Annotated in this window: 7 protein-coding genes, 1 tRNA gene and 1 pseudogene; 4 read left to right on the top strand and 5 right to left on the bottom strand. The window is 66.3% G+C overall.

Annotated elements, in window-relative coordinates:
• Positions 1 to 160 precede the first annotated feature (160 nt).
• A pseudogene (locus tag A5711_RS28045) lies at positions 161 to 550 on the top strand (hypothetical protein); the annotation flags it as partial.
• Between the two features lie 24 nt (positions 551 to 574).
• Here the strand turns inward: A5711_RS28045 and A5711_RS28040 are convergent.
• The 3 genes from A5711_RS28040 to A5711_RS15065 form a co-directional block, all read right to left on the bottom strand.
• A complete protein-coding gene (locus A5711_RS28040) occupies positions 575 to 1,135 on the bottom strand; it encodes a hypothetical protein (RefSeq protein ID WP_067947798.1) in 561 nt (186 codons plus the stop codon).
• A gap of 68 nt (positions 1,136 to 1,203) precedes the next feature.
• Positions 1,204 to 1,275, bottom strand: a tRNA-Thr gene (locus tag A5711_RS15070).
• Between the two features lie 28 nt (positions 1,276 to 1,303).
• Positions 1,304 to 2,020 (bottom strand): hypothetical protein, encoded by a 717-nt coding sequence (locus tag A5711_RS15065; protein WP_067947796.1) that lies wholly within the window; start codon positions 2,018 to 2,020, stop codon positions 1,304 to 1,306.
• Positions 2,021 to 2,176: 156 nt separating this feature from the next.
• Between A5711_RS15065 and phoP the strand changes: the two genes are divergently transcribed.
• Together phoP and A5711_RS15055 are read left to right on the top strand one after the other, a co-directional pair.
• Entirely contained in the window at positions 2,177 to 2,896 is a 720-nt protein-coding gene (gene phoP / locus A5711_RS15060; RefSeq protein WP_067947794.1) for a two-component system response regulator PhoP, read from the top strand.
• A gap of 40 nt (positions 2,897 to 2,936) precedes the next feature.
• Complete coding sequence (locus A5711_RS15055) at positions 2,937 to 4,379, top strand: cell wall metabolism sensor histidine kinase WalK (protein WP_067947792.1); 1,443 nt, start codon at positions 2,937 to 2,939, stop codon at positions 4,377 to 4,379.
• Here the strand turns inward: A5711_RS15055 and A5711_RS15050 are convergent.
• On the bottom strand, positions 4,367 to 4,771 hold the full coding sequence (locus A5711_RS15050; protein WP_067947804.1) for an HIT family protein: 405 nt from the start codon (positions 4,769 to 4,771) through the stop codon (positions 4,367 to 4,369). The genes A5711_RS15055 and A5711_RS15050 overlap by 13 nt on opposite strands.
• A gap of 152 nt (positions 4,772 to 4,923) precedes the next feature.
• On the opposite strand from A5711_RS15050, the gene A5711_RS15045 reads away from it, so the two are divergent.
• Complete coding sequence (locus A5711_RS15045) at positions 4,924 to 5,580, top strand: dihydrofolate reductase family protein (RefSeq protein WP_067947790.1); 657 nt, start codon at positions 4,924 to 4,926, stop codon at positions 5,578 to 5,580.
• Positions 5,581 to 5,594: 14 nt separating this feature from the next.
• Here A5711_RS15045 and A5711_RS15040 read toward each other — a convergent pair whose 3' ends face one another.
• Positions 5,595 to 6,023 (bottom strand): ketosteroid isomerase family protein, encoded by a 429-nt coding sequence (locus tag A5711_RS15040; RefSeq protein ID WP_067947788.1) that lies wholly within the window; start codon positions 6,021 to 6,023, stop codon positions 5,595 to 5,597.
• Between the last annotated feature and the right edge of the window lie 7 nt (positions 6,024 to 6,030).

The following is a 6,030-nucleotide window of genomic DNA, read 5'->3' as shown; positions in this document are numbered from 1 at the left end:
GGGTCGCCGCCTTACGTGAGCGCACCCGTCGTCCCCGGTGATCGAAGTCGCCGGGTTCGAAGAAGCTGTTCGACCAGCCGGCGCAACAACTCTGGCGTAGCACCGGCCGTAGTGGGTAGCCGATGACGTACGACGCGTTGTTTCAGGTGGAGGTCGCGCGATGCCGGTTACGGCGGGGCCAGTTCCCGGGATGACTTCGGATTTGCACAGGGTCCCGATGGACCCGAGGCGCTTCCGCAGCGGGCGTTGGTTGCTGCTCGGCGAGGGAGTGCTGGTGACGGCGTTCGGCATTGCCGGGCTAATTTCAGCTGCCCTGCATCCGCATGCGGTGCCCACCGGCACCCCCGTTCTCGGGCTGGCATTGACTCCGGCGCAGAGCGCGATTCTGCTGACACTTGGGGTACTGGCCATCGCGGCTGTCGGCAATCGCCGAGCGGCGGTGACTGTCACGGCGCTGAGTGCGGTGGCCTACCTGCTTTTGTTGTTCTTCAGCAGCGTGGCCACCGCGCGCACGGTACCGACACCCCTGGGATTTCACGCCGCTGACATCGTACTGCACGGCGACCGACGAGCGTCAAGTGTGGACGATGAAGCCCGCTTCGGTGTAGGGAGCTGGCTGCGCGGGATCGTTGATCGTCATGTACAGGTCACCAGCCGTCGGCATAGCGAAACCGACGAATCCGTGCGCGGTTTGGCCGTCGTGAAGGCCGCCCGATTGCAGCGGGGGCATCTTGTCGAGCCTCTGGTAGTCGACCGCAAGCGTCGCCGGCTGGGGCGCTTCGTCGGGATGGGTCCATGGCTGATTGCCACCGCCGTATCCGGCAAATATGTAGCCGTGGTCGAACTTGAAGAACGGGTGGGACGTCCCGGTGATAGTCAGTTCCACCACGCCGCATGAGGAGCCAGGCGTCGGAATCGCAAAATGGGTGGTGCATCCCGGCGGTAACCACGTCGCACTGTTGACCGTGATGTCGGCGGTCGCACCATCGGCCGCCCGAGCATGCACGGGCACGCCCATCTGACCGATCGGGAACGGTGGAGTCTCGGACGTGGGGTCAGCCGAAGCGGTGGGACACGAGCATTCGGCAATGACCACGGCGACCGCGGCCGCCGCTGCAGCGAAAACGCGTGTCATCCATGAGCCATCGGTACAGCGTTCAATGGCGCCGACTGCGGGCATGAAACCAATCATCCACCTTACGGAGCCCCCTGTCAGGATTGAACTGACGACCGCTCGCTTACAAGGCGAGTGCTCTACCACTGAGCTAAGGAGGCGGGATCAAACCGGTCCAAGCCTAAACGGTCACTCGCCGCTGTCGATGATGCGCGTTGAGCGCACCGCCCGGGACGAAGGGCGCCGCCGGCCCGGGAGCGGGATCCGGTCGGCGATATTGCTCAGCGGGTTGACCACCATGGTGAGCGCGACGACCGCGTCCTGCAGCGTGGCGATCGCGGGCTCCAGCGCTTCCATCCCGGGTGTCAGCCGCGCCAGAGTGTCGGCGACGTCGGCGAGCTGGTCCAGCGGCCCGTTCTTCGCCGTCAGCTTGTCGACCAGACCGCCCTCGCTCAGCAGGCGGTCGGCCAGCCCATCCTCGGCCAGCAGCCGCTCGATCAATCCGTCCTCGGAGACAAGCTGATCGGCCAGGCCACCGGGTTGCAGCGTGCGGTGCAGACCGCCGCCCTCCGCGGTGAGGCGGTCCAGCAGACCGCCGTCCGCTGTCAGCATGTCGACCACCCCGCCCGGGCGCAGCAGCCGATCGATCGGGCCGTCCGGCGCCACGGCGCGTCCCAGTGGCGCATCGTCGTCGAGCAGCCGCGCGAGCCGGTTGGCGCGAACGATCGCGTCGTCGATTCCCAGCATGGAGGTCATGGCGTTCGTCCCGCCCGTCCCGCCTTCGCCCAACGCCCGCTTCGCCACCCCGACCGCCGCGGTTGCCACGGTCAGGCCGGCGTCCGCGGCGGCAAGCCCGACACGTGCCGGGGCGGTCGCGGCCAAGACGATCCGTGCGGCGAGGTTCATTCCACGAGTTTATTCGCGACGCGACCGCGTCAGCCCGCGCAGGTCCAAGCGGTCGCGATGATTCCTGGCAGACTACTATCAGAGTGTTGGCACTGAGCTTTCAGCAACCACACAATCTTCACATAGGAAACGTTCAACAAGAGGCAGAAGAATCTGATGACCACGGCAACCCCAAGTGAAACGAAACCCGAGGCTCGTGTCCTCGTGGTCGACGACGAGGCCAATATCGTCGAGCTGCTCTCGGTGAGCCTCAAGTTTCAGGGGTTCGAGGTCTACACCGCGACCAACGGCGCCCAAGCCCTGGACCGGGCCCGGGAAGCACGCCCCGACGCGGTGATCCTGGACGTGATGATGCCCGGCATGGACGGGTTCGGCGTGCTGCGGCGCCTGCGCGCCGACGGCATAGACGCCCCGGCGTTGTTCCTGACGGCCCGCGATTCATTGCAGGACAAGATCGCCGGCCTGACCCTGGGCGGCGACGACTACGTGACCAAGCCGTTCAGCCTGGAAGAAGTCGTCGCCCGGCTGCGGGTCATCCTGCGGCGCGCCGGAAAGGGCGGAGCTGAGCCCCGCAGCGCCCGGCTGACCTTCGCCGACATCGAACTCGACGAGGAGACCCATGAGGTGTGGAAGGCCGGCGAACCGGTCTCGCTGTCGCCGACCGAGTTCACGCTGCTGCGTTACTTTGTGATCAACGCCGGCACGGTCTTGAGCAAGCCCAAGATCCTCGACCACGTGTGGCGATATGACTTCGGAGGTGACGTCAATGTCGTCGAGTCCTACGTGTCGTATCTGCGCCGCAAGATCGACACCGGGGAGAAGCGGCTGCTGCACACCCTGCGGGGAGTGGGTTACGTGTTGCGGGAACCGCGCTGAGTCCGCGCTCGGTCATCAGCGTTAGCGAAGAAACATTCGCATGACTACACCGCATCGACGTGGATTGCCGCTCCGGGTAGGGCTGGTCGCCGCCACTCTGGTGCTGGTGGCGTGCGGGCTGGCGGTCTCGGGCATCGCGGTCACGTCGATCCTGCGACACAGCCTGGTCACCCGGATCGACCAGACGCTGCTCGACGCGTCGCGCGGTTGGGCGCAGGCCCCGCGGCGGCAGTCGCCACCGCCCTATGAGGGCCCGGACCCTGCCCGCCCGCCGTCGAAGTTCTACGTGCGCGGCATCGGCACTGATGGCACGCCGTTCACCGCCATCAACGACCGCAACTCCGAACCGGCATTGCCGCCCAACAACGATGTCGGCCCCAATCCGACGACGCTGCCGTCGGTCAACGGGTCCGACATCCTGTGGCGCGCGGTTTCGGTGCGCGGCCCACACGGCCTGACGACCGTGGCGATCGACCTTTCCGATGTCCAACACACCGTCAGCTCCCTGGTCTGGCTGCAGATCGGCATTGGGGTGGCGGTGCTGGTCGTGGTCGGCATCGCCGGCTTTGCGGTCGTTCAGCGCAGCCTGCGGCCGCTGTCCGAGGTCGAGCAGACTGCCGCGGCGATCGCCGCCGGCCAGCTGGATCGCCGTGTCCCGGAACGTGATCCACGCACCGAGGTCGGCCGGCTGTCCCTCGCCCTCAACGGGATGCTTGCGCAGATTCAGGAAGCGCTCGCGTCGTCGGAGTCGTCGGCCGAGAAGGCCCGCGGTTCCGAGGAGCGGATGCGGCGGTTCATCACCGACGCCAGCCACGAGCTGCGCACCCCGCTGACGACCATCCGGGGCTTCGCGGAGCTGTATCGGCAGGGCGCCGCGCGAGACGTCGCCATGCTGTTGTCGCGGATCGAAAGCGAAGCCAGCCGGATGGGGCTGCTGGTCGACGACCTGCTGCTGTTGGCCCGCCTGGATGTGCAACGACCGCTCGAGCACAACCGGGTCGACCTGCTGGCGCTGGCCAGCGACGCCGTGCACGACGCGCAGGCGATGGACCCCAAACGCACCATTGCCATGGAAGTGCTCGACGGCCCGGGCACCCCGGAGGTGCTCGGGGACGAACCGCGGATCCGACAGGTGCTGAGCAACCTGGTCGCGAATGCCTTGCAGCACACCCCGGAGCGCGCCGACGTCACCGTCCGGGTCGGCACGGCGGGGGACGACGCCGTGCTCGAGGTGGCCGACAAGGGGCCCGGGATGACAGAGCAGGACGCGTCGCGCGTCTTCGAACGCTTCTATCGCACCGACTCGTCGCGGGCACGCGCCAGCGGAGGTACCGGACTGGGGCTATCGATCGTCGACTCGCTGGTACGTGCGCACGGCGGCGCCGTCACGGTGACGACCGCGCCCGGGGAGGGCTGCTGTTTCCGCGTCACGCTGCCGCGCGTCAGCGAAGTGCCTGCGCAGGAGCCGGCTCACGCCAATTGAGCTAGGGCGGCCTTGATTTTCGCCTGCGCCTCGTCCAGCGACTCCGGTGACGGGTTGCGGTCGACGTTGGCGAAACCGAAATCGCTCAGGCGGCGGGTGGGGAACACGTGCACATGCAGATGGGGCACCTCCAGCCCGGCGATGATCACCCCCGCCCGCTCAGTCCTGAAGGCCTTGCACACTGCCTTGCCGATGAGCTGACTCACGCTCATGATCCGGGCGAACGTCGCGCCATCGACGTCCTGCCACTGATCGATTTCGGCCCGCGGCACCACCAACGTGTGCCCTTGGGTCATGGGCTCGATCGTCAGGAACGCGACGACGTCGTCGTCCTCGTAGACGAAGCGGCCGGGGAGTTCACGGTTGATGATCTTGGTGAAGATCGACGCCATGGCCCCAGCATAGGGCGTCGAAATTGCCGCCACGGTCGTGGTCGCCGTCCACATCACGACCATGACGGCAATCTCGGCGATGAATTCCACGAGTGGTGATGGTCAATCCTTGCAAGATCAACGCCTCGGATAGAAGTTCAGGAGATTCCGCCATGTCACAGGTGCGCGTGCACAACCTCTCGGTCTCGCTCGACGGCTTCGCAACGGGTAGCGGCCAAAGCCTGGACGCGCCGTTTGGGCATGCCGGGCGGCGGTTGCACGAGTGGTTTTTCGCGACACGCACCTTCCGCGCTATGCACGGTGAGGCGGGCGGCACGACAGGCATCGACGACGCCATCGCCGGCAAGTGGGAGCCAGGAATCGGCGCCGAAATCATGGGGCGCAACAAGTTCGGGCCCCAGCGCGGCCCATGGGTGCGCAAAGGCAGCGACGCAGAATGGAAAGGCTGGTGGGGCGCCGATCCCCCATTCCATACCCCGGTCTTCGTTCTCACCCATCACCCCCGGCCTTCGATCGAGATGGAGGGCGGCACTACCTTCCACTTCATCGACGGCACTGCCGAGGAAGCCCTTCAGCTGGCCCGAAAAACTGTGGGAGATTTAGACATCCGCGTGGGAGGAGGCCCCTCGACCGTCCGCCAATTTCTCGCAGCCGACCTCGTCGACCACCTGCACGTCGTGTTGGTGCCGATCGTGCTGGGGCACGGGGAGCCGTTGTGGGAAGGTCTGGAAGGCCTCGAGCAGCGATTCGAGCTGGAGTCGGTGAGCAGTCCCAGCGGGGTCACGCATCTGAGCTTTACGCGTCGCTAGGCTGAGCGGCCGGCTCAGTCCTCCTGGCCGAACTGCATGACATCGAGGTTCCAGTACCCCCGCATGTTGGTGATGAGTCCGGCGTCGTTGACCGTGTAGGTGAAGACGCCCCGCACCGAGCTGGTGAGGCCGCCCTCGAACTTGCTGTTGAGCACCAATATGTGGGCGATCTCGTGGGGCGAACTCGACGGGAACGTTTCCTCGCAAGTGATGGACAGCTGGTTGGCCGCGATGTTGTTGTCGAAGAATTCGCCGACGGCTGCCTTCCCGCGGACCCCGGTGCCGTCCGGGTTGGTCACGGATTTGCCGATCGGATCCTCGATGACGACGTCGTCGGCCATCAGGGCCAGCCAACCCTCCCGGTCGTGCGCTTGCACGCATCGCCATGAGGCCTGCGAGGCGGCGAGCGCCGGAGTGGCCTGGGATTCTTTGGCCTCGGTCATTTCTGTT

The organism is Mycobacterium sp. E2238, assembly GCF_001672665.1.
Taxonomy (GTDB): Bacteria; Actinomycetota; Actinomycetes; order Mycobacteriales; family Mycobacteriaceae; genus Mycobacterium.
The sequence above is the reverse complement of the archived record's forward strand: the minus strand, read 5'-3'. Positions and strand labels throughout refer to the sequence as shown.